Below are 26,321 nucleotides of genomic sequence, written 5' to 3'. Positions count from 1 at the left end.
CGACGCGTTCTTGTTGGAGCGATGATGCGGGGAGCGGGGGGAAGGAGAAATTAGTAAATATGTGCCCATAAGCCTTAAAAAACCTAAGGCTGACAAAAGGTTAAGAGGCCAGTGGTAGCAAAGAGCGCGCCACCGGGCTGGAAGGCGCGGGCTTGGCCGGTTCGGGCAGGTATGCGTGCATACGGGTGGGCGGTGTTGGTGCGAACTGCCCGATTGCAGTGCGCCCGGTTACATCGGCAGTATCCGGTCCTGAATCACCTCTTTCATCACCAGGGTCGAACTCAAGCGCTTGACGTTGGGGATGCTGGTCAGTTGTTCGTCATACAGTTTCTGAAAGGCCGGCAGGTCTTTTGCCACGATATGCAGCAGGTAGTCCGGATCACCGAACAGCCGCTGCGCCTCGACGATCTGCGGTATTTCGCCCAGAGCCGCCTCAAAATCCGCCACTGGCTGACGGGTGACTTCGCGCAACGTGACGAACACCAGCGCGGCGAAGTTCAGCCCCAACGCGCTGGGTGCCAGGCGTGCGTGGTAACCGAGGATCGCCCCTGATTCCTCCAGCGCTTTTAGCCGCCGATGGCAAGGTGACAGGCTCAGCCCCACGCGATCGGCCAACTCGGTAACCGACAAACGACCATCTTTTTGCAGCTCGGCAAGTATCTTGCGGTCTGTCCTGTCCACGGGGAAAAATCTTCCACTAATGAGGCGTTGAAAGGGAATATACGAAAGATAATGCCCCGTTGGAATCCGTACGCTTTCTTCACTCCAAATCCAGTGAAGGAAGTCTGAAGTGTCAATCAATGTGCTGGCGGCGTTCTGGGCCGTGTCATTGCTGTTCGTGATCACCCCCGGTGCAGACTGGGCTTACGCTATCTCGGCCGGCATGCGCGGGCGCTGGGTGATGCCAGCGGTGGCCGGCATGCTGTCCGGCCATTTTCTGGCAACCCTGATCGTTGCGGCTGGCGTGGGGAGCCTGGTTGTCGGGAACCCGCAGGCGTTGTTGTTGCTGACCTTGGCGGGTTGCACCTACCTGCTCTGGCTGGGCGGCAACCTGTTGCTGAGCCCGGCGGTGCCACAAGGAGGGCCGAGTGATTCAAGCGATAGCGGCTCGCGCTGGGCGTTCAGAGGCTTTTGCGTGAGCGGGCTCAACCCCAAGGTATTCCTGTTGTTCCTGGCCTTGCTGCCGCAATTCACGGACCCTCAGTCGAGTTGGCCGGTTTCTGTACAGATCCTGCTGCTGGGGCTGGTCCATCTGTGCAGCTCGCTGGTGATCTATCTGCTGGTAGGTTATGGCGCCAAAGCCGTCCTGAGTACCCGGCCGGAGGCGGCGAAGAGGGTGGGGCGGTTATCGGGAGCGGCGATGATCCTGGTGGCGCTGGGGTTGATGGTGGGGCAATTCGGCTGAGGGGCCAGTGACTAACGGCGAGTAGCGGGGAACGAACTGTTTATTGCACATCTCTTATCTTCAGATGGATGGCAATGTGCCCGGGACTTCCCAGAGATGAAACCGCTTCAACGACACGAAACCCCAAAGCCGCTACCGCACTTTCTGCTCAATGGCGGTGCCATCGGCACACGGCTGCAGACGATGGACTGGAGCGATTCACCGCTCGGCCCGCCGCAATCATGGTCGCCCCACCTGCAGGCGGTGATGGCCACGTTATTGCCGGCCCAGGCCCAGTTCGTGCTGTTCTGGGGGGAGGCTTTTGCAGCGCTTTACAACGACGCCTACGCGCCGACCATTGGCAGCAAGCATCCCCACGCTTTAGGGCGCCCAGCCCAGGAATACTGGCGCGAACTGTGGCATGACCTCGAACCGTTGCTGCGTGGCGTGCGAGAGACTGGCCAGACCTTTTCGGCCAAGGATCGCCCCTTTTATATAGAGCGCCACGGATCGGGCGAAACGGTGTACTTCGACGTGTCGTATTCCGCAGTGCGTGAGGCCGATGGCAGTGTCGGCGGGGTGCTGTGCCTGGTCACCGAGACCACCGAGCGGGTACGCTTGCAGCAGAATCAGGCGTTTTTGCTGGAGTTGAGCCGCACGTTGCCTGGGCTGGGTGAAGCCGATCGCATCGAAGCCTACGTGGTGAGCCGCCTGGCTGAGCACCTGGGTGCGACGCAGGTCTGTTTCGCTGAGGATCAGGGCGACGGCGTAGGGTTCAAGGTTGCGCACGACTGGGCTGATGGCGTCCCATCGCTGGTCGGGCAACACCGCTACGCGCGCTACGGCGCGGCGCTGCATGAGCAACTGGCGGCAGGCCAGGTGGTGCAGCAAGCGTATGACAGTGCAACGTCACCTCTGAGCGGCCTGTGCTCGACGCTGCATGTGCCGGTGCTGCGTGGCGGTCGCCTGGAAGCCATGCTCGGCGTGCATTGTCATGGCCCGCGCCAGTGGCTTGAAGAGGAATGCCGCTTGGTGGAGGAGACGGCCAAGCAAGGCTGGGCGGCCATCACCCATGCCCGCGCAGAACGCGCGCTGCACCTGCTCAACGACAGCCTGGAGGAGCGCGTCACGGCGGCACTCGCCCAGCGTGAGGCCGCGATGCTGCAGTTGCACGAAGCGCATAAGCTGGAAATGATCGGGCAACTGACTGGCGGTATTGCCCATGACTTGAACAACATGCTCACGCCTATCATCGGCTCTTTCGAACTGCTGCGCCGGCACCCACAGTCCGACCGTGCCCCGCGCCTGATCGATGGGGGGCTGCAGGCTGCCGAACGGGCACGCAATCTGGTCGCGCGCTTGCTCAGCTTCGCCCGTCGGCAAACCCTCAAGCCCCAGGCAGTTTCGCTGGCCGCTCTGGTAGAGGACATGCACGAGATGCTGGCCCGATCACTGGGGCCGACCATCGCGGTGAGCGTGCAGATTGACCCGGCTTTGCCTGCGGTGGTCGTAGACCCTCATCAACTTGAGCTGGCGCTGCTGAACCTGGCGGTCAACGCACGCGACGCCATGCTCGAAGGTGGCGCCCTGAGCATCTGCGCCGGGCTTGAGGGCGAGGGCCCCGAAAGGCCAGCGGCTCTGGCGGCGGGACGGATGGTGTGGCTGCAGGTTCGCGACAGTGGCAGCGGCATGGATGAAGATCAGTTGCGCCGTTGCGTCGAACCGTTCTACTCCAGCAAAGGCGTCGGCAAGGGCACCGGCCTTGGCCTGCCGATGGTTCAGGGGCTGGCCGTACAGTCCGGTGGCGGCTTCGAGATACGCTCGCAGCAAGGGCAGGGTACGGTTGCCACGTTGTGGCTGCCGAGCAGCGATGGGGTTGCGGTGTGTCGTGACAGTGAACGGGCAGAGGTGCCGCTGGCAGACCCTGCGCGTCGCGTGCTGCTGGTGGACGACGAAGAGATCGTGCGCCATGCCACAGCCTTGCAGTTGCGCGACCTGGGTTATCAGGTGACCGAAGCGGCCAGTGCCGCTGCAGCGTGGCAGTTGGTAGAAAAGGGCTGGTGGCCTGATGTTCTGGTGACCGATCATGTCATGGCGGATATGACCGGGGTGCGGTTCGCTCAACGGATGCGCGAGCGCCAGGCTGACCTGCCCGTGCTGATCATAACCGGCTATGCCAACCTGACACCGCGCGAACTCAAGGGCTTCGAGGTGTTGCGCAAGCCGTATCGGCGCGCAGAACTGGCGCAGAGTGTGGCGCGCCTGCTTACCGGCAGGCCTTGACGGTCTTCAAGGCGCCAGCACCTTGCCAAGCAACTGGCATACTTGCTCGGCCGAGTACGGCTTTGCCAGAAAGGTGAACCCTTCGTGGCCGCCTTCGGCAATCGCGTCGCTGTAGCCGGAGGTGAGGATCACCGGCAATTGCGGGCGCTGGCGGCGTAGCTCGCGGGCCAGGGCCAGGCCGCCCATACCGGGCATGACCACATCGGAAAATACCGCATCGAAGTCGCCTGCCGGCCCTGCCAGCTCCACCAGGGCGTGTTCCGCTGAGTTCACCCAGCAGATTCGGTACCCGTGGTCTTCGAGGATCTGCGCGGTGAAATTGCCCAGATCGGGGTTGTCTTCCACCACCAGTATCCGCCGCCGCGCACCGTTCACCTGAGGGGCGCTGAACTCGGCGGCCCTATCGGCGTACTCGGCAGGCGGTTCCTCTTGCGGCAGGTACAGGGTAAAGGTCGTCCCCTGGCCCGGGACGCTGGCAACCTCCACATCCCCCCCGGATTGCTTGGCAAAACCGAACACCTGCGATAGCCCGAGCCCCGTGCCTTCCCCGGGTGCCTTGGTGGTGAAGAACGGGTCGAAGATGCGCTCGAGCAGTTCATCCGGGATGCCAGCACCGCTGTCCACCACTGAGATGGCGGCGAACGGCCCGTCTTGTGCCTGCTGGTCGCGCAGGCCAGGCATGCGTTGGTTGGGCAGCAGGCGCAAATGCAAGGTGCCTTCGCCGGCCATGGCATCACGGCCATTGAGCATCAGGTTGATCACCGCGGTTTCCAGTTGGCTGAGGTCGGCGCGGATGTGGCATGGCGTCGGCGGCAACTCCAGTGCTACCTGGATCCGCGCCCCCGTGGCGGTATCGAGCATGTCGGCCATGGCCTGCAGGCGCGCCCCGGCTTCGAATAGCTGGGGGCTCAATGCCTGACGGCGGGCAAAGGCCAGCAACTGGCCTGTCAGCTTGGCGCCGCGGTCGACAGTGTCGGCCATGGTCTTGAGGTAGCGTTCGCGGCGGCTTGGCTCGAGGTTGGGGCGCTGCAGGAAGTGCAGCGACGAGCGGATGATGGTGAGCAGGTTGTTGAAGTCATGGGCGACGCCACCGGTCAGCTGGCCAATGGCTTCGAGCTTCTGGGCCTGGCGGAGCACGGCCTCGGTATGCAGCAGTTGGGTAGTGCGTTCTTCGACGCGGTGTTCCAGGGTGGCGTTGAGCGATTCGAGCGCAGCCAGCGCCTCCCGCACTTCGGCGTGGGACTGGACCCGCTGGATATGCGCCCAGCAACGCTCTGTCACTTCCCCGATCAGCGCCTGTTCGTAGCCCGTCCACCGCCGTGGCATTTTATCGTGGATGGCCATCAGCGCGGTGAGTCGGCCGTCCTTGACCAATGGCATGCAGATGGTGGCGGTAATGCCGATGGCCTGGAAGGTGGCAGCTTCGTCACTGGCCAACTCGTTCAGGTTGTCGTTGATCACCAGCGGCAGGCCGTTGCGCAGTTGGTTGACCGCCAGGCGGCCGAAGTCAGCCAGGCGGTACTGGCCCAACAGCCGTGGGGAACCGGGGGCGACAGCGTCGCCGCAGATCGTGAAGCCATCTTGGTCGGCATCCATCACGGCATAGGCGCAACTGGACAGCTGCAGGTGCTCCACCAGCATGCCGGTGGTGATGGCCATTACCCGGTCCGGATCGGTGGCATTCGCCACGGCCCGCCCCAGGTCGTCAAGAAATGCCAGCCGCTGGTTGGTGACCACACTGCTGGTCGTCTCGGTGACCGTGTCGAGCATGCCCACCACTTCGCCGTTCTGGTCACGAATGGGGCTGTAGCAGAAGGTGAAGTAAGCACGCTCCGGGCCGCCGTTGCGGTCGATGGTCAGCGGGAAGTCTTCGATATAGATGGCTTCGCCGCCCAGGGCGCGTTCGGCCATGGCCGAGATGTCGGCCCAGGCTTCTTGCCACACTTCGCGAAACGGCTTGCCCAGCGCACCGGGTTTTTTGCCAAGGATTGGCAAGAACGCGTCGTTGTGCAGGGTAAGCAGGTCGGGGCCCCAGAGAATCGCCTGAGGAAAGCGCGAGGCCAGGCACAGGGCCACGGTGGTCTTGAGTACGTCAGGCCAGGTCTCGATCGGGCCCAGGGAGGTCGTGGTCCAGTCGTGATTGCGAATGCGCTCGGCCATCAGCCCGCCGCCGTCCAGCCATTTAGCCATGTGTGCTCCGCCCATCCTTTTGCCGGGGATGCCAAGGGTGCACCGAGCATAACCGATTGGCGAGGGCTTTATGCTGTCTATGTCGGTGATCAGGCCGCAGCGAGGTCAACGAATGAAGTGCACCTTGCCGGTGTCGTCATTGCCCATGTAGATCCCATACACCCCAGCCTGCCGCTCGAGGATGTAACGCTCGAGAATCTGCCGTATCGCCGGATAGTAGATCTCGTCCCAAGGGATCTGGTCGGGTTCGAAGAACGTGTAGGCCAGCGTTTCTGGCCCGTACTGGCCGGTCTCCTCGGTGGCGATCGCGCGAAAGATGATGTACACCTCGCTGATTGTCGGCACGCTGAAGATCGAGTAGGGCGAGACGATTTCGGCACGCACGCCGCTTTCTTCCCACACCTCACGCAGCGCTGCCTGCTCGGTGGTTTCGCCCGCTTCCATGAACCCGGCCGGCAGCGTCCAGGTGCCGGGGCGCGGCGGGATCGCCCGCTGGCACAGCAGGTACTTGCCATCGCGTTCGATGATGCAGCCGGCGATGATCTTCGGGTTGATGTAGTGGACATAGCCGCACCCGGTACAGTGCAGGCGCTCATGGGTGTCGCCATGGGGAACGCCCCGGGCCAGTTCTGTGGTGCAGTGCGGGCAGTAGCGCGGGGCGTTGGGCATGGTCAGCGGCCTATGCGGGGTTCGATGCGGGGTTCCTTGAGGGCCAGAGGCTCGACCATGTCGCGCACCTTGGTGTTGTCGTCCTGCTTCTGGCGCAGGTAGTCCAGGGCCACCTTGGCGGCGGCGCGCACATGGTCGACCGAGGCCTGGTGGGCCACCAGCGGGTCGCCACTCTTGATGGCGTCGACGATCTTTTCCATTTCAAGGTTGCTGGCGCCGCGGCGGTTCTGCTGCGACACCGAGGTGGCGCGCAGGTAGCTGATGCGCGCCTGCAACTGGCGCAGCTGCTGCGCTGCGACCTGGTTGCCGGAGCCTTCGAGCAGCACCTCGTAGAAGCCTTGGACAGAGTCCAGCACCTGCTGCAGCTCGCCTTCCTCGAGTGCCTCGCGGTTGACCTCCAGCGCCCGTTCCAGGGCCCGGATGTCCTTGGCTTTGGCATTGAGGGTGAACAGCTGCACGATCAGGCCTTCGAGTACACAGCGCAGCTCGTAGATATCGCGGGCGTCTTCCAGGGTGATGATGGCCACGCGTGGCCCCTTGGCATCGGCGAATTCCACCAGGCCTTCGGACTCCAGGTGACGCAGGGCTTCACGCACCGAGGTACGGCTGACACCAAGGCGGTCGCAGAGGTCGCGCTCGACCAGGCGATCGCCGGGGAGCAGGTGGAAATTCATGATCGCGCCGCGCAGCTTGTCGAGCACGATTTCACGCAGTGTTACGGGGTTGCGGTTGACCTTGAAGCTGTCGTCGAGTGGCTGGCGTTTCATCAGGTGCGCTCTTTATGAGGCTGTTTCGCCAACATCGCGGAACACCCCGAACCGAGGTGCTCCCTGCAGTGGTTCGAACAGCCCGTTGTTAACGGGTTGACTCCGCATCGGCTTCGGCGAACGCTTCGCGGGCCAGGCGGAAACTGTCCACCGCCGCGGGTACGCCGCAATAAATGCCGACCTGGAGCAGGATCTCGCGAATCTGTTCACGGCTCAGGCCATTACGCAAGGCGCCGCGAATATGGAGCTTGAGCTCGTGGGGCCGGTTGAGCGCGGAAATCATGGCCAAGTTTATCATGCTGCGCTCTTTGAGCGACAAGCCATCGCGGCCCCAGACGTGGCCCCAGCAGTACTCGGTAACCAGCTCCTGCAAAGGCTTGGTGAAGTCGTCGGCGTTCTGGATCGAGCGGTTCACGTAGTCCTCGCCCAGCACCTGGGTACGGATCTGCAAGCCTTTTTCGTACTTTTCGTTGCTCATCGTCTGGCTCCGAATCAAAAGAGGGGCCGCAACCAAGGGTGAGAGGGTCGCGCGGCCCCTGAAAAAAGAACTGTCGGAGCCGCTTTGCGGCCCCGAGGGCATCAGCCCAGCGGGGGCAGGGCGCCCAGTTTGCCTTTGTGGTAGACCATCGGGGTCACCGGGTCGGCGGGCAGCACCAGGTTCTTCACCGCGCCGACGATGATCGCGTGATCGCCGCCGTCATACTCGCGCCACAACTCGCACTCGATGATCGCCGTGGCCTTGCTCAGCAACGGGTTGCCCAGCTCGCTCAGGTGCCACTCGATGCCTTTGGCCTTGTCCTTGCCCTTGCCGGCGAAGGCGTAAGCCTCGGCAGTCTGCTCGGCGGACAGCAGGTGGATCGCGAACTGCTTGCTGTCGCGCAGGATCGGGTAAGTGTCAGAGGCGTAGTTGGGGCAGAACAGCACCAGCGCCGGGTCGATCGACAGCGCACTGAATGCGCTGGCGGTGATGCCGACAATGCCGCCGTCGGCGTCCAGCGTGGTGACCACCGTGACCCCTGACGGGAAGGAGCCCATCACGTCTTTGTAGATGCCTGGTTCGATCATCGTGTATTACCTCTTAGCGCATCACAAACGGGTCGGGCATCGGCGCGGTGGACAGGTTGATCCACACGGTCTTCAGCTCGGTATAGGCCAGCACCGAATCGATGCCGCTTTCACGGCCGTAGCCGCTGTTCTTGAAACCGCCGATCGGCGCCATGGCCGACACGGCGCGGTACGTATTGACCCAGATGATCCCCGAACGCACGTCACGGGCCAGGCGGTGGGCGCGGCCCAGGTCGCGCGTCCAGATGCCGGCAGCGAGGCCGAACTGCGAGTCGTTGGCGATGGCAAGGGCCTCTTCCTCGGTCTTGAAGCGGATGACCGCGGCGACCGGGCCGAACACTTCTTCCTGCATGATGGTCATCGAGTTGCTGTCGCACTCGAACAGCGTCGGTTCGTAGAACCAGCCTTCGCCCTCGACGTCGGCACGTTTGCCGCCCATGTGCAGCGTGGCGCCTTCGGCCTTGGCCGCAGCAACCAGGCTTTCGACCACGGCCAGTTGCTGGGCAGTGGCCATCGGGCCCATTTCGCTGGCGTCGTCCTGGGGGTTACCGATGCGGATGCGCTTGGCCCGCTCGATCAGGCGGGCGACGAATTCGTCGAAGATTTCGTCCTGCACCAGCAGGCGCGAACCTGCCACGCAGCTTTGCCCGGAGGCCGCGTAGATGCCGGCCACTGCGCCGTTGATGGCACTGTCCAGGTCAGCGTCGGCGAAAATGATGTTCGGCGACTTGCCGCCCAGCTCAAGCGACAGCTTGGCGAAGTTCTCGGCGCTGCTGCGCACCACGTGGCGAGCGGTGGCGGCGCCGCCGGTGAAGGCGATCTTGCGCACCAGCGGGTGGCGCGTCAGTGCCGCGCCGGTGCTGGGGCCGTAGCCGGTGACCACATTGACCACGCCGGCAGGGAAGCCCGCTTCCAGGGCCAGGCGCGCCAGCTCGAGGATGGTCGCCGAGGCATGCTCGGAAGGCTTGAGCACGATGGTGTTGCCAGCGGCCAGGGCGGGCGCCAGTTTGATCGCGGTGAGGTACAGGGGGCTGTTCCACGGGATGATCCCGGCCACCACGCCGATCGGCTCGTGCACGGTGTAGGCGAACAGGTCCGGCTTGTCCAGCGGCAGGGTGCCGCCCTCGAGCTTGTCGGCGAGGCCCGCGGTGTAATGGAAGAACTCTGGCAGGTAGCCGACCTGGCCCCGGGTTTCGCGGATCAGCTTGCCGTTGTCACGGCTTTCCAGCTGAGCCAGGTGTTCTTTGTTTTCGGCGATCAGGTCACCCAGCTTGCGCAGGAGCTTGCCCCGCGCGGTGGCGGTGATGCTGCGCCAGGCTTTGCTGTCGAACGCACGCTGGGCAGCCTGAACGGCCAGCTCCACATCGGCTTCATCAGCGTCGGGCAGTTGCGCCCAGGGCTGGGCGGTGGCCGGGTTGAGGCTATCGAAGGTCTTGCCGCTCTGGGCATCGAGCCATTGGCCGTCGATGCACATCTGGAAACGAACGAGGGTCATGCAACAATCCCCTTGGCGGATTCGGTGAGGGTGCGGGCCTGGCTGAGGAAATCCAGCAGCATCTTGTTGACTTCACGGGGGGCCTCCACCGGCATCATATGACGTTGCTCGGCGAGGACCACACTTTGCGCGCCAGGTATGCTGGCAGCGAGCTGGCGGGTCATGGCCGGGGTGGAGCCCGTGTCGAGTTCGCCGGTGGCGATCAGTGTCGGTACCTGGATGCTGCCCAGATCAGCGGCGCGGTACATGTCCTGGGTGGCGAACAGCGAGTAAGTGGTGTGGTAGCCCTGCGGGTCGTTGCTCGCCAGCACCTGGCGAATCGCGGCGACCTGCGCCGGGTTGGCTGCCTTGTACTCCCGGCTGAACCAGCGGTCGAGCGCGGCGTCGACGTTGGCGTCGGGGCCTTGCTGGGCCGCCTGGGCTGCGCGTGCGATGACGCCGGCGCTCTGTTCCGGGCTGCGGTTGAACACGCTGTTGAGCACCACCAGCGCAGACAAACGCTGCGGGTAGTTCAGGGCAAAGGCGCGTGCGACCAGGCCACCCATGGAGAAGCCGATCACGGTCGCCTGGGCGATCTGCAGATGGTCGAGCAGTTCTGCCAGCTGGTCGGCGTAGCCTTCCAGGCCGGTATCGGCGGCAGGCAGTGCGCTCTGGCCATGGCCGAGCATGTCGTAGGCAATGACGCGGTAGTCGTTGGCCAGGCCCACGAACTGCCCGCCCCACATTTCCTTGTTCAGGCCCACGCCGTGGATCAGCACCACGGGTTGGCCCTGGCCTTGGGCCAGGTAACTGGTCCCGGCCGGTGTACGTTCAGCGACAGGCTGAATCATGGAGGGCGCTCCTTGAAGGTCGGGCGCGGCGGGTAAGCACGCCACGCCCCGGCCCGTCTTGGTTGTTGTTATTGAGCGTTGGCTTTTTCGGCTGCCAGTTCTTCCAGGTCGATGTAACGGTTGCCGATGCGCGGGTGCAGGCGGCCGCCGTCGGCCGCGCCCAGTACCACGACGATTTCGTCGGCACGCGGGGCGTCTTCGATCTGCATTTCCAGGGTGATGTAGTGCGAGCGCAGGCCTTCGTCGTCTTTCTGCATCATCGGGATCTGGATCGAGGTGCCGGGGCCGCCGCGCTTGTTGGTGAAGCTCAGGTAGCTCTTGGCTTGTACAGCTTCGCGGTAGTGGTTGCCGAAGCGCAGGGTGTGGATCACCGCCGAAGCGTGTTCGATCTCGCCATCGGCGCCGACCACGGCAGCTTTACCGTAGGCTTCGATCTTGTCGGCACCGCCAATGGCAGCGGTGAGGCGCTCGACCATCAGCGCACCCAGCTCGGAGCAGTTGGCGCGGATTTCCGGCTTGAGGTCTTCAACGAAGCCGCGGCCGGCCCATGGGTTCTTGATCACCACGGCCAGGCCGACCATGGTCACCGGCTTGTCGGTGGCCTTGCCGCCTTCGATGCGGGTCTCTTCGGAGTAGGTGACGATCTTGCGGATTTCGAAACTCATGAGGGGCTCCTGGTGAGGGTTATCAGCTCTTGTTGTCTGATGGTATACCATAATATTTGTTGTGCAAGAGCCCGCTGAAAATTTCTCCAAGCAGGAGACGAAAGGCGGCGGCAAGCGGCAAGCCGCAAGCCGCAAGCCGCAAGCTGCAAGCTGCAAGCGCCGAGCTCACGGCCGAGCACGTACGCTGTTGCTTGAAGCTTGAAGCTTGAAGCTTGAAGCTTGAAGCTTGAAGCTTGAAGCTTGAAGCTTGAAGCTTGAAGCTTGAAGCTTGAAGCTTGCAACTTGCAGCTTGCAGCTAAAAAAACGCCCGCGCCCGAGGGCCATGGCGGCCTCGGGAAGCGGGCTAATCCAGCAACGCTTTCAGGTAAGGGAAATTCAGGCGAACGCCGGCACCACTTCCTTGATGAACAGCTCGAGTGACTTCTTCTTCTCGGCGTGGGGCAGGCTGTTGTCGCACCAGAAGCTGAACTCGTCGACGCCCAGTTCCTGGTAGTACTTGATGCGCGCGATGATTTCTTCCGGCGTACCGATCATGGTGTTCTTGCGGATGTTTTCCAACGCGAAGGCCGGCACCTCGGCGAACTTCGACTCCGGGCTCGGCTCCAGGAAGCCGTTGACCGGGACCGTCTTGTTGCCAAACCAGGCATCGAAGGTGCGGTAGAAGCGCGAGATGGCCTGGGCGCCGACTTTCCAGCCCTCGGGCTCCGACGGGCTGTGCACGTGGGTGTGGCGCAGCACCATCAGTTGCGGGCGCGGTACCTCGGGGTTGTTGTCCAGCGCAGCCTGGAACTTGTTTTTCAGGTCCAGTACTTCTTCATCACCCTTCATCAACGGGGTGACCATCACGTTGCAACCGTTTTTCACCGCAAAGTTGTGTGAGTCCGGGTCGCGCGCAGCGATCCACATCGGCGGCATGCCATGCTGCACCGGCTTGGGCACGCTGGTGGAGGTCGGGAAATTGTAGACCTCGCCTTCATGGGCGTAGTCGCCTTCCCACAGTTTGCGTACCGCCGGCACCATTTCGCGCAGGGCCTTGCCGCCGTCGGTGGCCGGCATGCCATTGGCCATGCGGTCGAACTCGAACTGGTAGGCGCCGCGGGCCAGGCCCACTTCCATGCGACCGTTGCTGATCACGTCGAGCAGGGCGCACTCGCCGGCCACGCGGATCGGGTTCCAGAAAGGCGCAATGATGGTGCCGGCGCCCAGACGGATCTTTTCGGTGCGCGCGGCCAGGTAGGCCAGCAGCGGCATCGGGCTGGGCGAAATGGTGTATTCCATGGCGTGGTGTTCGCCGATCCATACGGTGCTGAAACCGCCGTTTTCGGCCATCAGGGTCAGTTCGGTGAGGTCCTCGAACAGCTGGCGGTGGCTGACCTGTTCATCCCAACGTTCCATGTGTACGAACAACGAAAATTTCATGGGGCATTCCTCGCAGCTTGAAAGTCTCGCCTGGCGTGCCAGGCGTCAGTAATAACGTCAGGCGCCTCAGGCGAAGGCGGGCAGGCTGGCCATTTTGCCGCGGCAGTAGACCATCGGCCGTGGTGCCTGCTCGGGAACGATCAGGTTGTGCACCTTGCCGACCATGATCGCGTGGTCGCCACCTTCATATTCACGCCACAACTCGCATTCGATCACCGCAGTGGCCCCTGCCAGCACCGGGTTGCCCAGTTCGCTCAGGGTCCACTCGATGCCCGCAGCCTTGTCCTTGCCTTTCTTGGCGAAGGCGTAGGCTTCAGCTTGCTGTTCGCCAGAGAGCAGGTGAATGGCAAAGCGCTTGTTCTTGATCAATACCGGGTAGGAATCGGAACTGTAGTTGGGGCAGAACAGCACCAGCGGCGGATCCATCGACAGGGAGGAAAAGGCGCTGGCGGTCAGGCCGACGATCGAGCCGTCGTCGTCCAGTGTGGTGATGACGGTGACGCCTGAGGGGAAGGAGCCCAGGACGTTCTTGTAGACGGTTGCGTCGATCATGGCGTGTACCTCGAAAGGGGGTAGCGGTGAGCCGCTTTTTATCGTTGATGTGTCTGATGGTATACCGTAATACTCGTTTTGCAAGCGGAATTTTCAGGGCTGGGTAAAACACGATGAATGGCTAAAAGCCGCATGAAATGGGGCTTTGCTCCAATCATGAAGGCCTGGCCGAGAGTGCTGAACCGGATCAGTCGGGCTTTTTTAAACCGAATCAGTGTTGTCAAAAGCTTGGAATACCATAATATGGTCCGCAGCTGAGAGGCCGCCTAGACGCGGTTTCCTTACAAAGATAAAAACGACCTTTCGAGCTGAAAACCATGTCCCAACCGTCATCGCAACACCAGTTTGTCGAGAATCACACGGTCGATTACGTTCCACCTGCCGAGCGCCACGGGAAGGCCCGCGACCTGTTCACCCTCTGGTTCAGTACCAACATCGCGCCACTGCCCATCGTCACCGGCGCCATGGTGGTCCAGGTGTTCCACCTGAACCTGTTGTGGGGCCTGATCGCCATCGTGTTGGGCCATCTGATCGGCGGGGTGGTCATCGCCCTGGCCTCTGCGCAGGGACCGCAGCTGGGCATTCCACAGATGGTGCAGAGCCGCGGCCAGTTCGGGCGTTATGGTGCCCTACTGATCGTGTTCTTCACGGCATTGATCTATGTTGGCTTCTTCATTTCCAACATCGTATTGGCAGGCAAGTCGATCCACGGCATTGCGCCGAGCGTGCCGATGCCTACGGCGATCGTCATCGGTGCCCTGAGCGCCACGGCGATCGGTGTCATCGGCTACCGCTTCATTCATAGCCTCAACCGCATCGGCACCTGGGTGATGGGTTCGGCGTTGCTGGCCGGTTTCATCATGATGTTCACCCAAGAGTTGCCGGCCGACTTCTTCAGCCGGGGCGCGTTCAACCTGTCCGGCTTCATCGCCACCGTCTCGCTGGGCACCATCTGGCAGATCAGTTTCTCGCCGTACACTTCCGACTACTCGCGCTACCTGCCCAAAGAGGTCGGTATCGCCAAGCCGTTCTGGGCGACGTATTTCGGCGCCACCCTGGGCACCATACTGTGCTTCAGCTTCGGTGCAGTGGCAGTGCTGTGCGTGCCCCAAGGCACCGACGCGATGGACGCGGTCAAGCAGGCCACCGGCTGGCTGGGCCCGATACTGATGGTGCTGTTCCTGCTCAACATCATCAGCCACAACGCCCTCAACCTGTACGGCGCGGTGCTGTCGATCGTCACGGCCATCCAGACGTTCTTCGCCCAATGGACGCCTAGCATCAAAGTGCGGGTAATGCTGGCTGCGATGATTCTGGTGGCGTGCGGGATGGTTGCCCTGAATGCCTCGGCAGACTTCATCGGTCACTTCATCGGGCTGATCCTGGCGCTGTTGCTGGTGCTGGTGCCGTGGGCTTCGATCAACCTGATCGACTTTTACCTGATCAAGAAAGGCGAGTACGACATCGCCTCGATCTTCCGCGCCGATGGCGGGATTTACGGGCGCTTCAACCCCCACGCGATCATTGCCTATGCATGCGGGATTCTGGTGCAGTTGCCGTTCGCCAACACGTCGCTTTATGTAGGGCCCTATTCCAACATCGTGGAGGGCGCAGACCTGTCCTGGCTGTTCGGCCTGATCGTGACGGTGCCGCTGTATTACTGCCTGGCGACGCGCGGCAAGGCTGCCGAGCAGGCGGGGCGGGTTGTGAGTGTCAACGACTGAGAGATTGCGGTTGCTGTAACAGGGGCTGCAACGCAGCCCCGGCTCTATCCGATCAAACCTTGAACTGCGCCACCATGCCATTCAGGTCCACCGCCAACCGCGACAAGTCCTGTGCCGCCGCGCTGGTCTGGTTGGCGCCCGCCGATGTCTGCATCGCCAGGTCGCGGATGTTCACCAGATTGCGGTCCACTTCCCGCGCCACTTGTGCCTGTTCTTCCGAAGCGCTGGCGATCACCAGGTTGCGCTGGTTGATCGACGCGATCGCCTCGGCAATCACTTCCAGCGCCTGCCCGGCACCTTGTGCCACTTCCAGCGTACCGGTGGCACGCCCCTGGCTGCTGTGCATGGCCGTGACCGCCCGCTCGGTACCGTTCTGAATCCCGGCAATCATCTGTTCGATTTCGGCGGTGGACTGCTGGGTGCGGTGGGCCAGGGCGCGCACTTCATCGGCGACCACGGCAAAACCACGGCCCGCCTCACCGGCGCGGGCGGCTTCGATGGCGGCGTTGAGAGCCAGCAGGTTGGTCTGCCCGGCAATCGAGCCAATCACATCGAGCACGCGGCTGATCTCGTTGGCATTGCTGGCCAACTGCTCGATTTCGGCAGAGGTGCCGGTCACGTCATCGACCAGGTGCTGGATCGAGACCAGCGCCTGGTTGACCTGATCGCGGCCATCGCGCGTGCTGCGGTCGGCGCCCTGGGACGCATCGGCAGTGCTCACCGCGTTGTTCGCCACTTCTTCCACGGCGGCAGTCATCTGGTTGACGGCGGTGGCCGCCTGGTCGATCTCCGCGCTCTGTTGGTGCAGGCCACGGCTGGTATCTTCGGTAACCGTGTGCAGCTCTTCCGAGGCCGAGGCCAGCTGGTCGGACGAGGCCGCGATCTTGCGAATGGTATCGCGCAGGCTGGCCTGCATGCGGCTCAGGGCGCGCAGCAGCAAGGCTGGCTCGTCGCGACCGGTAACCGTGATTTCCCGCGTCAGGTCGCCCGTGGCGACACGTTCGGCCACGGCCACGGCATCTGCCAACGGCACGACGATGCTGCGGGTGAGCACGGTGGCAATGGCCACCAGGGCAATCATGATTACCAGCAGAGAACCGATAATGGCCGCAAAGGCTTCGTCGGCCACGTCACTGCTGCGCTGGGAGGCCTGTTCGGCGCCGGTGCTGTTGTAGGTGGTCAACGCCGACAGGGCTTTCATCATGGTGTCAGCATACTGCGTGAGTGGGCCGCTGATCTGTTGCCTGGCCTCAGCCATTCGGCCGGCGGCGATGTCTTTGAGTACCTGGGCCTGCAGGCCGAAATACTGTTGATGGGCCGCGATCAATGCGTTGAACAGGGCACGATCATCGGCGGCGATGATGGTGGCCTCATAGTCCTTCAGGCCCTTGTCGAGTTGCTCATTGATGCCTTTGAGCAATTCGATGTTGCGCATGCGCTCAGTGGGGCTGTCATCCAGCGCAGCGCGCATGGTGATAGCGCGAGCGCGGCCGAGGTTGGTGCTGATGTCACCGAGGGCGACCACGGCAGGCATCCAGGTGATGCGGATTTCGTCCGTAGCCTCGTCCATCTGCCGGGTTTCATAGAGGGCTATAAGGCCCATGAACAGGACCAGGGCGCCCAACAGAGCAAATACGCTGGCAGCGCGAATGCCGATCTTCATATTCCGTAACTGCATGGAATGTTCCTTGACGGTGGTGCGCAATCAGGACCATGGGCAAACCCCGCTCACCGACGGTGCCATGCTCCCAATGTGCTGCAATATAGTGATGGGACTCACCTCTGATTCTTGTTTTTCAGAATAGTGCCACATTGCCATCATTATTGACCAGGCATTCAATCTAACGTCATTTGCTGGTAAATCCGTCATTTATTGACGGATCTGTCAGGAAAACGTGGTTAAACCGCCGGAATCAATGGGGCAATAGTATTCCGGGCGAAGGGCAGGCTCTGGCTTTTGACGCAAATGGCCGCTCGCCAGATAGGCCGGCCATGGCCTCGTTGCCAGGGTATCGGCCCATGTCTTGTTGGGCAGGCGAGCGGCGCGCAGTGCGCGGAGAGGGGAGCGGTGCGGGGGCGGGGGGACAGTCCGGTGAGCCAGGCCAAGCTCAAGTGCTGGTTCAGACCGTTCTCGGGGCCTGCGATGAGGCCCGGGGGTCAATGCACCGTCTTGCGTTGCTGCACACAGGCGCGAGCCTGTTCGGTCAGCTCATCCAACCACTCATCGCGCTGTTGCTCGGCTTCGATCATCGCATCTTCACCCTGCTGATTGAGCAGGTAGGTGTGGATCTGGTGCACTTCAGTGGCCTGGTAAATCGGCGCGATATCAAGCCGGCCGATCAGCGCGCCGCTGGCCTGGCCGGTGCTGCTCATCAACACTTGCGGCCCGCTGGCGGCTACCACCTGCATGCCCCGCGCTTCGAACCAAGGCACCTGGTTGGCAAACGCGTTCAGTTCGACGCTGGCAAAGCGCGCCTGCACATCGGCCAACAAGGCGCGGCCGATACCGTGGCGGCGATGCCCGGGCACAACGGCGAGAAAGGCCACTGCACAGGCCTGCGGAGTGTCCTGGGCCGGCAACGTCAGGGCGAAACCGAGCATCTGGTCGGGGGCTTCGGCGTCCAGCGCCAGGGTCAGCTGCACGGCCAGGCCGCGAGTGCCGTCCATGGCCTGCAGGTACTGATGCACCTCCATGCCGACGCCGTACTGGTACAGCGGGTACAACGGATTGTCGGCACGAATGGCGACGCTGCTCAGTTCGCCGACATGGTGGATCACCAGGTCACGGATCTGATTCTGGAAAGATTCGGGCGGCACGCTGTCAAGGCGGCTCAGAATGAACATCGGTGGACGGGCTCCGGCGGCTGTTGAATCGCCCCGCACCGGTTGATGCGGGACGCACAGTCTACCCCCTTTTTTACCTGTCAGCCTTGGGCCTGCAGCGCGGCAAGCATCAGCTCGAGGTTTTGCACCGCCGCACCCGAGGCGCCCTTGCCCAGGTTGTCGAACACTGCCGTGAGCAGTACCTGGCCGTGTTCGGGGTTGGCGTACACGCTCAGGCGCAAATCGTTGCTGTCGTTCAATGCCTCAGGGTCCAGCGGTGAGGCCGGCCCCTGCTGGTGCAGGGGTGCGACGGTCACATGGCGTGCGCCCTGGTAGTGCTGTTCAAGGCAGGCCTGCAAGTGCTCGGCGCGGATCTGCCCTGGCAACAGGCGCAACTGCAGCGGGATGCTCAGCACGATGCCCTGGCGATAGGCCGCGTAGCCAGGCAAGAACACCGGCCGGGCTGCCAGGCCGGCGTGCAGCTGGATTTCCGGCACGTGCTTGTGCGCAAGCTCCAGGCCGTACATCTGCAACGTCGGCGCGCGCTGAGCCCCGGGCTGCTCATGGCGCTCGACCGCCGCACGGCCACCGCCGGAATAGCCGGAAATGGCATGGATGCTCAGCGGGTAGTCGGCGGGCAACAGGCCGGCCTGCACCAGCGGGCGCAGCAGGGCGATGGCGCCAGTGGGGTAGCAGCCGGGGTTGCTGACCCGCTTGGCCAGGGCAATGCGCTCGGCCTGCCGTTCGTCCAGTTCAGGCAGCCCGTAGACCCAGCCGGGGGTGGTGCGATGCGCGGAGCTTGCATCGATCACCCGCAGCGCTGGGTTGCGGATGGCCGACACGGCCTCGCGCGCAGCGTCGTCGGGTAGGCAGAGCAGGGCGATGTCGGCGCTGTTGATGGCGTCGCTGCGCCGTTGTGGGTGCTTGCGTTCTGCCTCGGGCAGGGTCAGCAGTTGCACATCGGTGCGCCCTTGCAGGCGGGCATGGATCTGCAGGCCGGTGGTGCCTTGGTCGCCGTCGATAAAGACAATTGGGGTACGCATGGTCGGGTCCGGTCACATGAAAGATGGCCTATGCTCGCCTGTCGCCGTGGTAAAGAAAATTTGAATATCATGATGCAGACCTTCATAGTTTCTGAACGAAAGTCATTCAGAAGCGGCCCAGCCCATGCGTGAAATCAGCCTCGATCGCCTCCGCACCCTTGTGGTCATCACCGACCTGGGGTCTTTCGCCGAGGCCGCGCGTCAGCTCAACCTGGCGCCGCCTACCATCAGCCTGCACGTGGCCGAACTCGAGGCGCGGGTCGGGGCGCCGCTGTTGACCCGCAACCGTAACCAGGTACGCCCCACCGCCATTGGCGAAACCCTGCTGGTACGCGCCCGCCGGCTGTTGGCCGATGCCGATCTTGCTCTGGATGAAGTGCGGCGCCAGGTCGAAGGGCTGGCAGGACGGGTGCGCCTGGGCGCCTCGACCGGCGCCATTGCCCACCTGTTACCGCAGGCATTGGAGCACCTGCGGGTGGCACATCCCGGTATCGATGTGCAGGTGCAGGTCCTGACCTCCCAGGCTTCGCTGGTGCGCCTGCGCGAAGGCGCCCTGGATATCGGCCTGGTGGCCTTGCCGCAGGTAGCGGGCAAGGGCATCAAGGTCACCGCCTGGCGGCGCGACCCGATCCTGGCCTACGTGCCGGCAGACTGGCAGCCGCCTGCTCGGGTCACCCCGGCCTGGCTGGGGCAGCGAGCGCTGATTCTCAATGACAGCAGCACCCAGCTTTCGCGGGTGACCGCAGAGTGGTTCGCTGCCGCCGGGCTGTATCCTGAGCCGCGGATCGAGTTGAACTACAACGACGCGATCAAAAGCCTGGTGGGGGCCGGTTATGGCGCTACCTTGCTGCCCCAGGAAGGCGAGATGGCCGAGCTGGACCGGCGCATTGCGCGCCGGCCGCTGCGCCCTGGGTTGTGGCGGCAACTAGGGATTGCCTGCCGGGACGGCGAGGTCGAGCGGGCGACGGGGTACGTGCTGCAGGCGCTGGAGCGGTTGCGCCAGTAGCTGGCGGCCGGTACAAGGCCGGTACTGGCAACCCGGCGCCTGGCCGGACAGGCCTCAGAACCAGCGGTCGTTCTTCTTGCGGCCGCGGGTCAGCGCCGGCAAGATCAGCCCCGCCAGCAGGCCCGCGCCGGCAATGCTGCCGCCGTAGACCATGTAGCGCATCATGACTTGCTTGTTCTCATCGCCCAGGCGCGCCTGCGCGTCGCGTAGGTTCGACTGGGCCTGATCGAGCTGTTCGTTCAATGCCTGGTTGCGTGCTTGCAGTTCGTCGGCCAGTTTCTTGCGCGAGTCGAGGGTTTCCTGCATGCCCTGCACGCGGTTCTTCCAGCTGTCGTCGATGGTTTTCAGTTGCTCGGACAACTGCGCCACTTGTGCGTCAAGTTCAGGCAAACGCTCGCCTTGGCCCGGGACCGATTGCAGGTCGCTGGAGAGGATCCACACCACGTCGCCGTTCTGCCCGCGCACCTGGCTGTAGTTGCCCTGGGTGCCGATCAGGGTCAGCTTCTGTCCGGATTTGAGTGTGCCGACGATGCGGTGCCCGTCGGTAGGGCCGCTGCGTACATAGGTGCTCAGGCTGTCGCTGACCCAGCGCGCATCGCTGGCCGGCTCTTGGGCATGCGCGGGGGCGGCAAGCGCCACGAGGGCGGCGATCAAGCTGCCGCGCAGGGCAGGGAGGGCGAGGGAGGCTGGGCGGGATTCAGGCATGTTGGGTCTTCGCTGCATCAGGAAAAATAGGCCCGGTGACGTTTGCGCGTCAGTTGGGCCGGCGAACCGGTCGGTGAGTTGACCGTCAGCGAAAGACCTCATTTTTGAAGGCAGGTTCACTGCTGGGTGTGGGAATTGTCTGCAGGATGTTGCAAAAGGCGAGCTAGAGCGCTCGCGGCGAACAGGCTGCTTTGCGTGTCGCAAGCGGCCTGTACGCGAGGGCGTCATGTGCCTGGCAACAGCCTTGAAGTGGCTGCCGTCATGCGCCACGACGGGGGAGCTCCTCGATGTACTCGGCAATCCTGCGCCGCAGGCCGTGGTCGTCCTGTCGCAGCAGTACGTCGAACAGCACGCGGCTGTAAGCGCTGCTGGCGTAGCTGCACGGGCCGAACTGCCACTGCTCCCTCACGGCCCGCTCAGCCCCCGCCAGCATGTTGGCGGGAATCGTGCTGCTGGCGTGATGCGGCGTGACATGGCTGCGCGCTATGTAGGTAAGCGCGCTGTGCACCGCGTCGTCGACCAACGACAGGGCAGACGCCACTGGCAGCATTCCGAGCAATTGCGCGGCAGCCTGCGTGGCCTTTTCCCGGGGTTCGAAAGGCAGGCCATGCGCTGCACAGCGCGACGCAATGCAGGCACACACGTGTTCAATCGATAGGGCCGTGATTGCCTCGCTGAGCTGCTCGCGCCACTCGGGCCGGGGGCCTGCGCCCAACAGGTCAAGCAGCGCGCGACGCAACGGCTTCAGGCCCGCACGTTGGTGCCCGTGCAGGCTTACATTCACCACCCAGTACACTTTGTCACGCCACGCCTTGGGTGTTGGGTCATTGCTGAACGATGCCGGTGGCGAATCCGGGTCGACCAGCAGAATCAGGTCCTCTTGCAAAGCCTGCAGCAGGCTTGCATCCATGGCCTTCGAAGGGCTGACAAGTTCCTCACCAGTGGGGTGCTCGGCCGGAAGCAGCCGCTCGTGTTGTTTGTCCATCCGCACCTCGAGCAGCGCCAACAGTTGCAGCTTGCGGGTTATCGAAAGGCTGCGCAGAGGTATCGGCTGGCGTCTGGCCAGTGACCAGTGTTCCCTGATGCGTTGGCGCTGCTGTGCTTGCAGCTCAAGCCTGGCTTGCTGACGCGCCGCCAGGCACGGCTGGCACGCGCAAACACGGCGCCACTTCGTATGCCCGGGGAAGTAATGGCGGTGGTCGCAGGTTTTGCAGAATGCCATGTTGTCGTGGCAGCTGGACGCCGTGCGGCTTTTGCGCCGCTCGAACAGGCTGGTTTTGCAGTAGGGACAACGCAGGGCGGCGCAGGGAAGGGGTGGAAAAGCCTTGATCAGGCTGCTGGGAGCTACGTCGATGGCGTAGCGCTCGAGCAGGTGTGCAATCTTCTCACCGCTGATGTATTCGCTGTACAGCGCCTCGACCTGTTCAGCGCTAAGGTGCTGCAGCTTTGCTTGGAAGTCCGACAAACCTGAATCTCCCTGAAAAGTCGGTAATAGCCCGCTTTGAGGATGATCGTGCTTGCCGAATGGATAAGTGAAGCGCGCAAAGGCTGGATAATTCTCCGCTACGTGTAGGGCGTTTCTGATTTACTCGGAGATCGGCAATCCTTGCGCTTGACGCGCTGCGTTCAAGGGTGCGCTCTGCCCATCGTCGTACCTTACCCAAGGGCTACACTGAACGTTTCCGGCCTATCCATGGAGCCATGCCATGACTGCCAAGAACACGATTTGCCTGTGGTTCGATCACGACGCGCAGGACGCTGCGCACTTCTACGCCAGTACGTTTCCCGACAGCGAGGTGATCGCGGTGCACCAGGCACCGAGCGACTACCCCTCAGGCAAGGCGGGTGATGTGATCACGGTCGAGTTCACCGTCATGGGCATCCCTTGCGTGGGGCTCAATGGCGGCAAGGCATTCAGCCACTCAGAGGCGTTTTCGTTCCAGGTCAGCACTGAGGACCAGGCCGAGACCGATCGACTGTGGCACGCCATCGTCAGCAATGGTGGGCAAGAGAGCGCCTGCGGCTGGTGCAAGGACAAGTGGGGGATATCCTGGCAGATCTGCCCAAGGGTGCTGATCGAGGCCATTGGCAACCCGGACAGGGCGGCAGCAAAGCGGGCCTTCGAGGCGATGATGGGCATGGGCAAGATCGATGTGGCCGCCATCGAGGCGGCGCTGCGCGGCTGAAGGAAAAGGGCCCAAGCCTGGGCCCTGCGTGCCGGCTCAGGCCACTGGGATGGTCGGGTCTGCCGCTGCCAGTGCCGCCTGGCGGTCCTCGGCTGCCGGCGGGTAGATCCAGATCGAGTTGATCTGCGATTTCAGCACCTTGGCTTCGGCCTTGTCTGTCGGCGGCGAAACCTTGCGCTCCCAGCCTTCGGTGTACACCGCACCCCAGGCTCCCAGGTCGAGGCAGGTCACGTACTTGGGCTGGCTGTAGGGCATTGGCGCCACACCAATCAGCTCGGCCACGGCGTTGTTGCCTGCGTAACGCCCGAGCGGGATGGCATGCTGGCAGGACATCACCGCATAATTGCCTGCCTCATCGCAGGCGGCGTAGGCCACGTCACCGGCGGCGTACACCGCATCATTGCCTTTGACCTTGAGGTTGCCATCCACGTGCAGGCGGCCCTGGCGGTCACGTTCACCGCTGATCTGCTCGGTCAACGGGTTGGCCTTGAACCCCACGGTCCAGATCACCGTACTGGCCTCGATGCGCTGGCCGTTGTCGAGCAATACCCCCTCGGGGTCGACCGAGGCCACTGAGGCTGCGCAGATCCATTCGATACCCAGTGACTCGCACGCCTGTTCGATGGCGGGGCGAATGCCGTCACCCAAGGCTGCACCGATCTTCACGCCGCGGTCGACCACCACCACACGCAGCCGTGCCTGCTCGCCAAGGATGCTGCGCAAGCGCGATGGCAGCTCGGTGGCGGTCTCGATGCCGGTGAAGCCGCCCCCCGCAACCACCACGGTATTGCGTGCCGGGGTGTCGGGCAGGCTGGCCAGGGATTTGAGGTGGGTCTCAAGACGTGCGGCGCTGTCGATCGTGTCGACGTCGAACACATGTTCGATCCCGACCATGTCCGGCCGGTTGAGTACGCTGCCACAGGCCATGATCAGGCGGTCGTAGGGCAAACTGCATTCGGTACCACTTTGCGTGCGGTAGCTCACACGTTTTACAGCTTCATCGATGTGGAACGCCGTGCCCTGCACGAAACGTACACTCACTGCCTCGAACAACGCCTGCAACGGCGCAGCCATGGTGTGCACCTCGGGCTCGTAGAACCGTGGGCGCACATGCAATTCGGGCTGCGGCGCGAGCAGCGTCACCTCGACATCCGTACGGCCATGCAGGTCGAGTTGGCGGATGGCGCTCAGGGCGCTCCAAAGGCCGGCGAAACCTGCGCCAATGATCAGGATGTTTTTCATCGTTGTGCTCCTGGAAGGTACGAATCAAACAAGGTAGTTCTTGTTTGCGATCAACGATGCTACGGGCGATGAACCGTCAGCCCTAGGCCAAAGAACCCTGAATTTCGGCCAGCGGTACGCTGCGGGCGAAGCGCGCACGGTAGTCGCGCGGAGTGACGGCCAGGTGGCGCTGGAAGGCCAGGCGCATGCGTTCCTCACTACCGAAGCCGCAAAGGCGGGCGACTTGCTCGATGTGTGCATCGGTATTTTCCAGCTGGCGCCGGGCCGCTTCCAGGCGCAAGACCTCGATCGCCTTGGCCGGTGTACGGCCGGTCTTGAGTTTGTATACCCGGGTGAAATTGCGCAGGCTCATGTGCGCCTGTTCGGCCAGGCGCTCGACGCTCAGGCGCGGGTCGCCCAAGTGCTCATTGATCCACAGGTGCAGGGCTTCGAACTCCGTGCAGTCCTGGCCTTGCAGCTTGAGCAGTTCGCTGAACTGCGCCTGCCCGCCCGGGCGCTTGAGAAACACCACCAGTTCGCGCGCCACCTGCATCGCGACGTCGCGGCCACAGTCGAGTTCGACCAGCGCCAGTGCCAGGTCGATCCCTGCGCTCACGCCCGCCGAGGTCCACACGGTGCCTTGCTGAACGAAGATCGATTCATGGTCCACCTGCACGGCCGGGAAGTCACGGCGCAGCACCTCGCACATGGCCCAGTGGGTGGCAGCGCGGCGGCCGTCGAGCAGGCCGGCGCTGGCCAGCAGGAAAGTCCCGCTGCAGACCGACGCCGTGCGCCTGGCGTGCAGGCTGGCGCGGCGCAGCCAGGCCACCAGCGGGCCGTGCTCGGGAAGGCTGCGGATGATGTCCGGGGCGCCGGGTACGATCAGCGTGTCGACGGCTTGGGCCATGGCGTCATCCAGGCGCTCGGTGGCCACCACCAGGCCTTCGGCGGTTGGCTGCAGACCCCCTTCGAGGCTGGCGGTATGCAGGCGGTAGCCGGGTAGGCCGCGCTCGGCCATGGCCTTGGTGGCTGCCCAGAACACGGTTTGCGCACCGCTGAGGTCGAGCAGGCCCATGGCGGGGTAGGCAACGAACACCACCACCCGAGGCTGGTCGACGGGTAACAGGGGAGGCTCAAGTTGCCCTGCGATATCGGTCATGGTTTGGCCTGATTCAACGAAAAGTGGCGCTTGACTATTAGGGTAACGCAACGGCCTTCCAGGGCATCAACTGCTCGCGCAGGGCAACGTTACAGGGACTTCGCGGCGGGGTGAATGCCCAGGCCGGATACCGATTATCTGTACTGTTGCGTAAGGCCGAAGCCTAACTGTGCCGGTCCAGGCTGGGCAAATGGCTTTATGCTGTAACCAAATATGTCTAGTACGCCTGAAGAAGGAAGCTGCAATGCCGCTCAAGGACCTGCTGATTGCCCTGGTGGTGATCGTCGCCTGGGGAGTCAATTTCGTGGTCATCAAGGTAGGCCTTGATGGTCTGCCGCCGATGTTGTTGGGGGCGCTGCGCTTTCTGCTGGTTGCGTTCCCGGCGATCCTGCTGGTCAAACGGCCTAATTTGCCATGGCGCTGGCTGATCGCCTATGGCGCCACGATCTCCCTGGGCCAGTTCGCTTTCCTGTTCCAGGCCATGTACAGCGGCATGCCGCCAGGCCTGGCGTCACTGGTGTTGCAGTCCCAGGCTTTCTTCACCCTCGGCTTTGCCGCGCTGTTTCTAGGGGAGCGCTTGCGCCTGGCGAGCCTGCTGGGTTTGCTGGTGGCAGCCAGCGGGCTGGCGTTGATCGGCAGCGAGGACAGTGGCCACGTGCCAATGGTGGCGCTACTGCTTACCCTGTGTGCAGGCGCCATGTGGGGCATGGGCAACATCATCACAAGGCGTTTTGGCTCGGTCGACCTGGTTGCGCTGGTGATATGGGGCGGGCTGATCCCGCCGCTGCCGTTCCTGGCCTTGTCGTGGTGGCTGGAAGGGCCGGAACGCATCGGCCATGCGTTGGCCAATATCGGCTGGAGCTCGGTGCTGGCGCTGGCTTACCTGGCGTTCGTAGCCACCATGCTCGGCTACAGCCTGTGGAGCACCCTGCTGTCGCGGCACCCGGCGGGCAAAGTTGCGCCGTTCTCGTTGCTGGTGCCGGTAATCGGCTTGAGTTCGTCCGCCTGGCTGCTGGGGGAGCGGCTCACGGCGGTGCAGGGGTGGGGGGCGCTGCTGGTGATGCTCGGGTTGCTGGTCAATGTGTTCGGACCCAAGCTTGGCCAGCGGTTACGGGCCGCCAGCGCTCAATAGCCG

At 63.3% G+C, this 26,321-nt stretch carries 24 protein-coding genes; 6 read left to right on the top strand and 18 right to left on the bottom strand.

Annotated features, from left to right (window positions below; genetic code table 11):
- Window positions 1-228: 228 nt before the first annotated feature.
- On the bottom strand, window positions 229-681 hold the full coding sequence (locus ACIPZC_RS04135; RefSeq protein ID WP_400625008.1) for an Lrp/AsnC family transcriptional regulator: 453 nt from the start codon (window positions 679-681) through the stop codon (window positions 229-231).
- A gap of 109 nt (window positions 682-790) precedes the next feature.
- Here ACIPZC_RS04135 and ACIPZC_RS04130 point away from each other — a divergent pair, with 109 nt between their 5' ends.
- Window positions 791-1,405: a LysE family translocator gene (locus ACIPZC_RS04130; protein ID WP_400625006.1), complete on the top strand. Its 615-nt coding sequence runs from the start codon at window positions 791-793 to the stop codon at window positions 1,403-1,405.
- A gap of 96 nt (window positions 1,406-1,501) precedes the next feature.
- Window positions 1,502-3,667: a response regulator gene (locus ACIPZC_RS04125; protein WP_400625004.1), complete on the top strand. Its 2,166-nt coding sequence runs from the start codon at window positions 1,502-1,504 to the stop codon at window positions 3,665-3,667.
- Window positions 3,668-3,673: 6 nt separating this feature from the next.
- Here ACIPZC_RS04125 and ACIPZC_RS04120 read toward each other — a convergent pair whose 3' ends face one another.
- The 10 genes from ACIPZC_RS04120 to ACIPZC_RS04075 all read right to left on the bottom strand — a co-directional run bounded on the left by ACIPZC_RS04120 (window position 3,674) and on the right by ACIPZC_RS04075 (window position 13,319).
- Window positions 3,674-5,857 carry an ATP-binding protein gene (locus tag ACIPZC_RS04120; protein ID WP_400625002.1) on the bottom strand — a complete coding sequence of 728 codons (2,184 nt, stop codon included), beginning with the start codon at window positions 5,855-5,857 and terminating at the stop codon, window positions 3,674-3,676.
- A 105-nt stretch (window positions 5,858-5,962) separates the two neighbouring features.
- Window positions 5,963-6,526, bottom strand: coding sequence for an NUDIX hydrolase (locus ACIPZC_RS04115; RefSeq protein ID WP_241805825.1), 564 nt, complete (start codon window positions 6,524-6,526; stop codon window positions 5,963-5,965).
- A gap of 2 nt (window positions 6,527-6,528) precedes the next feature.
- Window positions 6,529-7,293, bottom strand: coding sequence for a GntR family transcriptional regulator (locus ACIPZC_RS04110; protein WP_012314143.1), 765 nt, complete (start codon window positions 7,291-7,293; stop codon window positions 6,529-6,531).
- A gap of 88 nt (window positions 7,294-7,381) precedes the next feature.
- Complete coding sequence (locus tag ACIPZC_RS04105) at window positions 7,382-7,771, bottom strand: carboxymuconolactone decarboxylase family protein (RefSeq protein WP_012314144.1); 390 nt, start codon at window positions 7,769-7,771, stop codon at window positions 7,382-7,384.
- Window positions 7,772-7,872: 101 nt separating this feature from the next.
- Complete coding sequence (locus tag ACIPZC_RS04100) at window positions 7,873-8,358, bottom strand: flavin reductase family protein (RefSeq protein WP_267823299.1); 486 nt, start codon at window positions 8,356-8,358, stop codon at window positions 7,873-7,875.
- A 13-nt stretch (window positions 8,359-8,371) separates the two neighbouring features.
- Window positions 8,372-9,853 carry an aldehyde dehydrogenase gene (locus tag ACIPZC_RS04095; protein WP_400624999.1) on the bottom strand — a complete coding sequence of 494 codons (1,482 nt, stop codon included), beginning with the start codon at window positions 9,851-9,853 and terminating at the stop codon, window positions 8,372-8,374.
- Window positions 9,850-10,683, bottom strand: a complete 834-nt coding sequence (locus tag ACIPZC_RS04090; protein ID WP_241805822.1) for an alpha/beta fold hydrolase — start codon at window positions 10,681-10,683, stop codon at window positions 9,850-9,852. The genes ACIPZC_RS04095 and ACIPZC_RS04090 overlap by 4 nt, the downstream gene beginning before the upstream one ends.
- A 68-nt stretch (window positions 10,684-10,751) precedes the next feature.
- Window positions 10,752-11,348: an amino acid synthesis family protein gene (locus ACIPZC_RS04085; protein ID WP_003256068.1), complete on the bottom strand. Its 597-nt coding sequence runs from the start codon at window positions 11,346-11,348 to the stop codon at window positions 10,752-10,754.
- Between the two features lie 375 nt (window positions 11,349-11,723).
- Window positions 11,724-12,767 (bottom strand): LLM class flavin-dependent oxidoreductase, encoded by a 1,044-nt coding sequence (locus ACIPZC_RS04080; protein ID WP_241805821.1) that lies wholly within the window; start codon window positions 12,765-12,767, stop codon window positions 11,724-11,726.
- Between the two features lie 66 nt (window positions 12,768-12,833).
- Window positions 12,834-13,319 (bottom strand): flavin reductase family protein, encoded by a 486-nt coding sequence (locus ACIPZC_RS04075; protein ID WP_012314149.1) that lies wholly within the window; start codon window positions 13,317-13,319, stop codon window positions 12,834-12,836.
- 317 nt (window positions 13,320-13,636) lie between these two features.
- Between ACIPZC_RS04075 and ACIPZC_RS04070 the strand changes: the two genes are divergently transcribed.
- Entirely contained in the window at window positions 13,637-15,043 is a 1,407-nt protein-coding gene (locus ACIPZC_RS04070) for a purine-cytosine permease family protein (protein ID WP_400624996.1), read from the top strand.
- Between the two features lie 52 nt (window positions 15,044-15,095).
- Here ACIPZC_RS04070 and ACIPZC_RS04065 read toward each other — a convergent pair whose 3' ends face one another.
- The 3 genes from ACIPZC_RS04065 to argC form a co-directional block, all read right to left on the bottom strand.
- The gene (locus tag ACIPZC_RS04065; protein WP_400624994.1) at window positions 15,096-16,721 is read right to left on the bottom strand and encodes a methyl-accepting chemotaxis protein; all 1,626 of its coding nucleotides are present in this window, start codon (window positions 16,719-16,721) and stop codon (window positions 15,096-15,098) included.
- Window positions 16,722-17,200: 479 nt separating this feature from the next.
- Window positions 17,201-17,887: a GNAT family N-acetyltransferase gene (locus ACIPZC_RS04060; RefSeq protein WP_400624992.1), complete on the bottom strand. Its 687-nt coding sequence runs from the start codon at window positions 17,885-17,887 to the stop codon at window positions 17,201-17,203.
- Window positions 17,888-17,967: 80 nt separating this feature from the next.
- Window positions 17,968-18,909, bottom strand: a complete 942-nt coding sequence (gene argC / locus ACIPZC_RS04055) for an N-acetyl-gamma-glutamyl-phosphate reductase (RefSeq protein ID WP_349974254.1) — start codon at window positions 18,907-18,909, stop codon at window positions 17,968-17,970.
- A gap of 124 nt (window positions 18,910-19,033) precedes the next feature.
- On the opposite strand from argC, the gene ACIPZC_RS04050 reads away from it, so the two are divergent.
- Window positions 19,034-19,915 (top strand): LysR family transcriptional regulator, encoded by an 882-nt coding sequence (locus tag ACIPZC_RS04050; protein WP_400624990.1) that lies wholly within the window; start codon window positions 19,034-19,036, stop codon window positions 19,913-19,915.
- A 54-nt stretch (window positions 19,916-19,969) separates the two neighbouring features.
- Here the strand turns inward: ACIPZC_RS04050 and ACIPZC_RS04045 are convergent, their stop codons facing one another.
- Together ACIPZC_RS04045 and ACIPZC_RS04040 are read right to left on the bottom strand one after the other, a co-directional pair.
- Window positions 19,970-20,620: a TIGR04211 family SH3 domain-containing protein gene (locus ACIPZC_RS04045; protein ID WP_400624988.1), complete on the bottom strand. Its 651-nt coding sequence runs from the start codon at window positions 20,618-20,620 to the stop codon at window positions 19,970-19,972.
- A 259-nt stretch (window positions 20,621-20,879) separates the two neighbouring features.
- Window positions 20,880-22,085 carry a hypothetical protein gene (locus tag ACIPZC_RS04040; protein WP_400624986.1) on the bottom strand — a complete coding sequence of 402 codons (1,206 nt, stop codon included), beginning with the start codon at window positions 22,083-22,085 and terminating at the stop codon, window positions 20,880-20,882.
- 241 nt (window positions 22,086-22,326) lie between these two features.
- Between ACIPZC_RS04040 and ACIPZC_RS04035 the strand changes: the two genes are divergently transcribed.
- Entirely contained in the window at window positions 22,327-22,806 is a 480-nt protein-coding gene (locus ACIPZC_RS04035; protein ID WP_400624984.1) for a VOC family protein, read from the top strand.
- A 36-nt stretch (window positions 22,807-22,842) separates the two neighbouring features.
- Here ACIPZC_RS04035 and ACIPZC_RS04030 read toward each other — a convergent pair whose 3' ends face one another.
- Both ACIPZC_RS04030 and ACIPZC_RS04025 read right to left on the bottom strand, forming a co-directional pair.
- Entirely contained in the window at window positions 22,843-24,048 is a 1,206-nt protein-coding gene (locus ACIPZC_RS04030; RefSeq protein ID WP_400624982.1) for an NAD(P)/FAD-dependent oxidoreductase, read from the bottom strand.
- A gap of 82 nt (window positions 24,049-24,130) precedes the next feature.
- Window positions 24,131-25,186 (bottom strand): GlxA family transcriptional regulator, encoded by a 1,056-nt coding sequence (locus tag ACIPZC_RS04025; RefSeq protein ID WP_400624980.1) that lies wholly within the window; start codon window positions 25,184-25,186, stop codon window positions 24,131-24,133.
- 244 nt (window positions 25,187-25,430) lie between these two features.
- Between ACIPZC_RS04025 and ACIPZC_RS04020 the strand changes: the two genes are divergently transcribed.
- On the top strand, window positions 25,431-26,318 hold the full coding sequence (locus ACIPZC_RS04020; protein WP_241805810.1) for an EamA family transporter: 888 nt from the start codon (window positions 25,431-25,433) through the stop codon (window positions 26,316-26,318).
- The last annotated feature ends 3 nt before the right edge of the window (window positions 26,319-26,321 follow it).

This window comes from Pseudomonas sp. NPDC089743 (genome assembly GCF_044748785.1).
Lineage (GTDB): Bacteria > Pseudomonadota > Gammaproteobacteria > Pseudomonadales > Pseudomonadaceae > Aquipseudomonas > Aquipseudomonas putida_X.
Note: the sequence above shows the minus strand (reverse complement) of the source record. Positions and strands in the feature narration are given on the sequence as shown.

Excerpts from the sequence above, each read along its gene's own strand:
- ACIPZC_RS04125 (WP_400625004.1), top strand. The coding sequence starts at position 1,502 with ATGAAACCGCTTCAACGACACGAAACCCCAAAGCCGCTACCGCACTTT.
- ACIPZC_RS04120 (WP_400625002.1), bottom strand. The coding sequence starts at position 5,857 with ATGGCTAAATGGCTGGACGGCGGCGGGCTGATGGCCGAGCGCATTCGC.
- ACIPZC_RS04115 (WP_241805825.1), bottom strand. The coding sequence starts at position 6,526 with ATGCCCAACGCCCCGCGCTACTGCCCGCACTGCACCACAGAACTGGCC.
- ACIPZC_RS04110 (WP_012314143.1), bottom strand. The coding sequence starts at position 7,293 with ATGAAACGCCAGCCACTCGACGACAGCTTCAAGGTCAACCGCAACCCC.
- ACIPZC_RS04105 (WP_012314144.1), bottom strand. The coding sequence starts at position 7,771 with ATGAGCAACGAAAAGTACGAAAAAGGCTTGCAGATCCGTACCCAGGTG.
- ACIPZC_RS04100 (WP_267823299.1), bottom strand. The coding sequence starts at position 8,358 with ATGATCGAACCAGGCATCTACAAAGACGTGATGGGCTCCTTCCCGTCA.
- ACIPZC_RS04095 (WP_400624999.1), bottom strand. The coding sequence starts at position 9,853 with ATGACCCTCGTTCGTTTCCAGATGTGCATCGACGGCCAATGGCTCGAT.
- ACIPZC_RS04090 (WP_241805822.1), bottom strand. The coding sequence starts at position 10,683 with ATGATTCAGCCTGTCGCTGAACGTACACCGGCCGGGACCAGTTACCTG.
- ACIPZC_RS04085 (WP_003256068.1), bottom strand. The coding sequence starts at position 11,348 with ATGAGTTTCGAAATCCGCAAGATCGTCACCTACTCCGAAGAGACCCGC.
- ACIPZC_RS04080 (WP_241805821.1), bottom strand. The coding sequence starts at position 12,767 with ATGAAATTTTCGTTGTTCGTACACATGGAACGTTGGGATGAACAGGTC.
- ACIPZC_RS04075 (WP_012314149.1), bottom strand. The coding sequence starts at position 13,319 with ATGATCGACGCAACCGTCTACAAGAACGTCCTGGGCTCCTTCCCCTCA.
- ACIPZC_RS04070 (WP_400624996.1), top strand. The coding sequence starts at position 13,637 with ATGTCCCAACCGTCATCGCAACACCAGTTTGTCGAGAATCACACGGTC.
- ACIPZC_RS04065 (WP_400624994.1), bottom strand. The coding sequence starts at position 16,721 with ATGCAGTTACGGAATATGAAGATCGGCATTCGCGCTGCCAGCGTATTT.
- ACIPZC_RS04060 (WP_400624992.1), bottom strand. The coding sequence starts at position 17,887 with ATGTTCATTCTGAGCCGCCTTGACAGCGTGCCGCCCGAATCTTTCCAG.
- argC (WP_349974254.1), bottom strand. The coding sequence starts at position 18,909 with ATGCGTACCCCAATTGTCTTTATCGACGGCGACCAAGGCACCACCGGC.
- ACIPZC_RS04050 (WP_400624990.1), top strand. The coding sequence starts at position 19,034 with ATGCGTGAAATCAGCCTCGATCGCCTCCGCACCCTTGTGGTCATCACC.
- ACIPZC_RS04045 (WP_400624988.1), bottom strand. The coding sequence starts at position 20,620 with ATGCCTGAATCCCGCCCAGCCTCCCTCGCCCTCCCTGCCCTGCGCGGC.
- ACIPZC_RS04035 (WP_400624984.1), top strand. The coding sequence starts at position 22,327 with ATGACTGCCAAGAACACGATTTGCCTGTGGTTCGATCACGACGCGCAG.
- ACIPZC_RS04030 (WP_400624982.1), bottom strand. The coding sequence starts at position 24,048 with ATGAAAAACATCCTGATCATTGGCGCAGGTTTCGCCGGCCTTTGGAGC.
- ACIPZC_RS04025 (WP_400624980.1), bottom strand. The coding sequence starts at position 25,186 with ATGACCGATATCGCAGGGCAACTTGAGCCTCCCCTGTTACCCGTCGAC.
- ACIPZC_RS04020 (WP_241805810.1), top strand. The coding sequence starts at position 25,431 with ATGCCGCTCAAGGACCTGCTGATTGCCCTGGTGGTGATCGTCGCCTGG.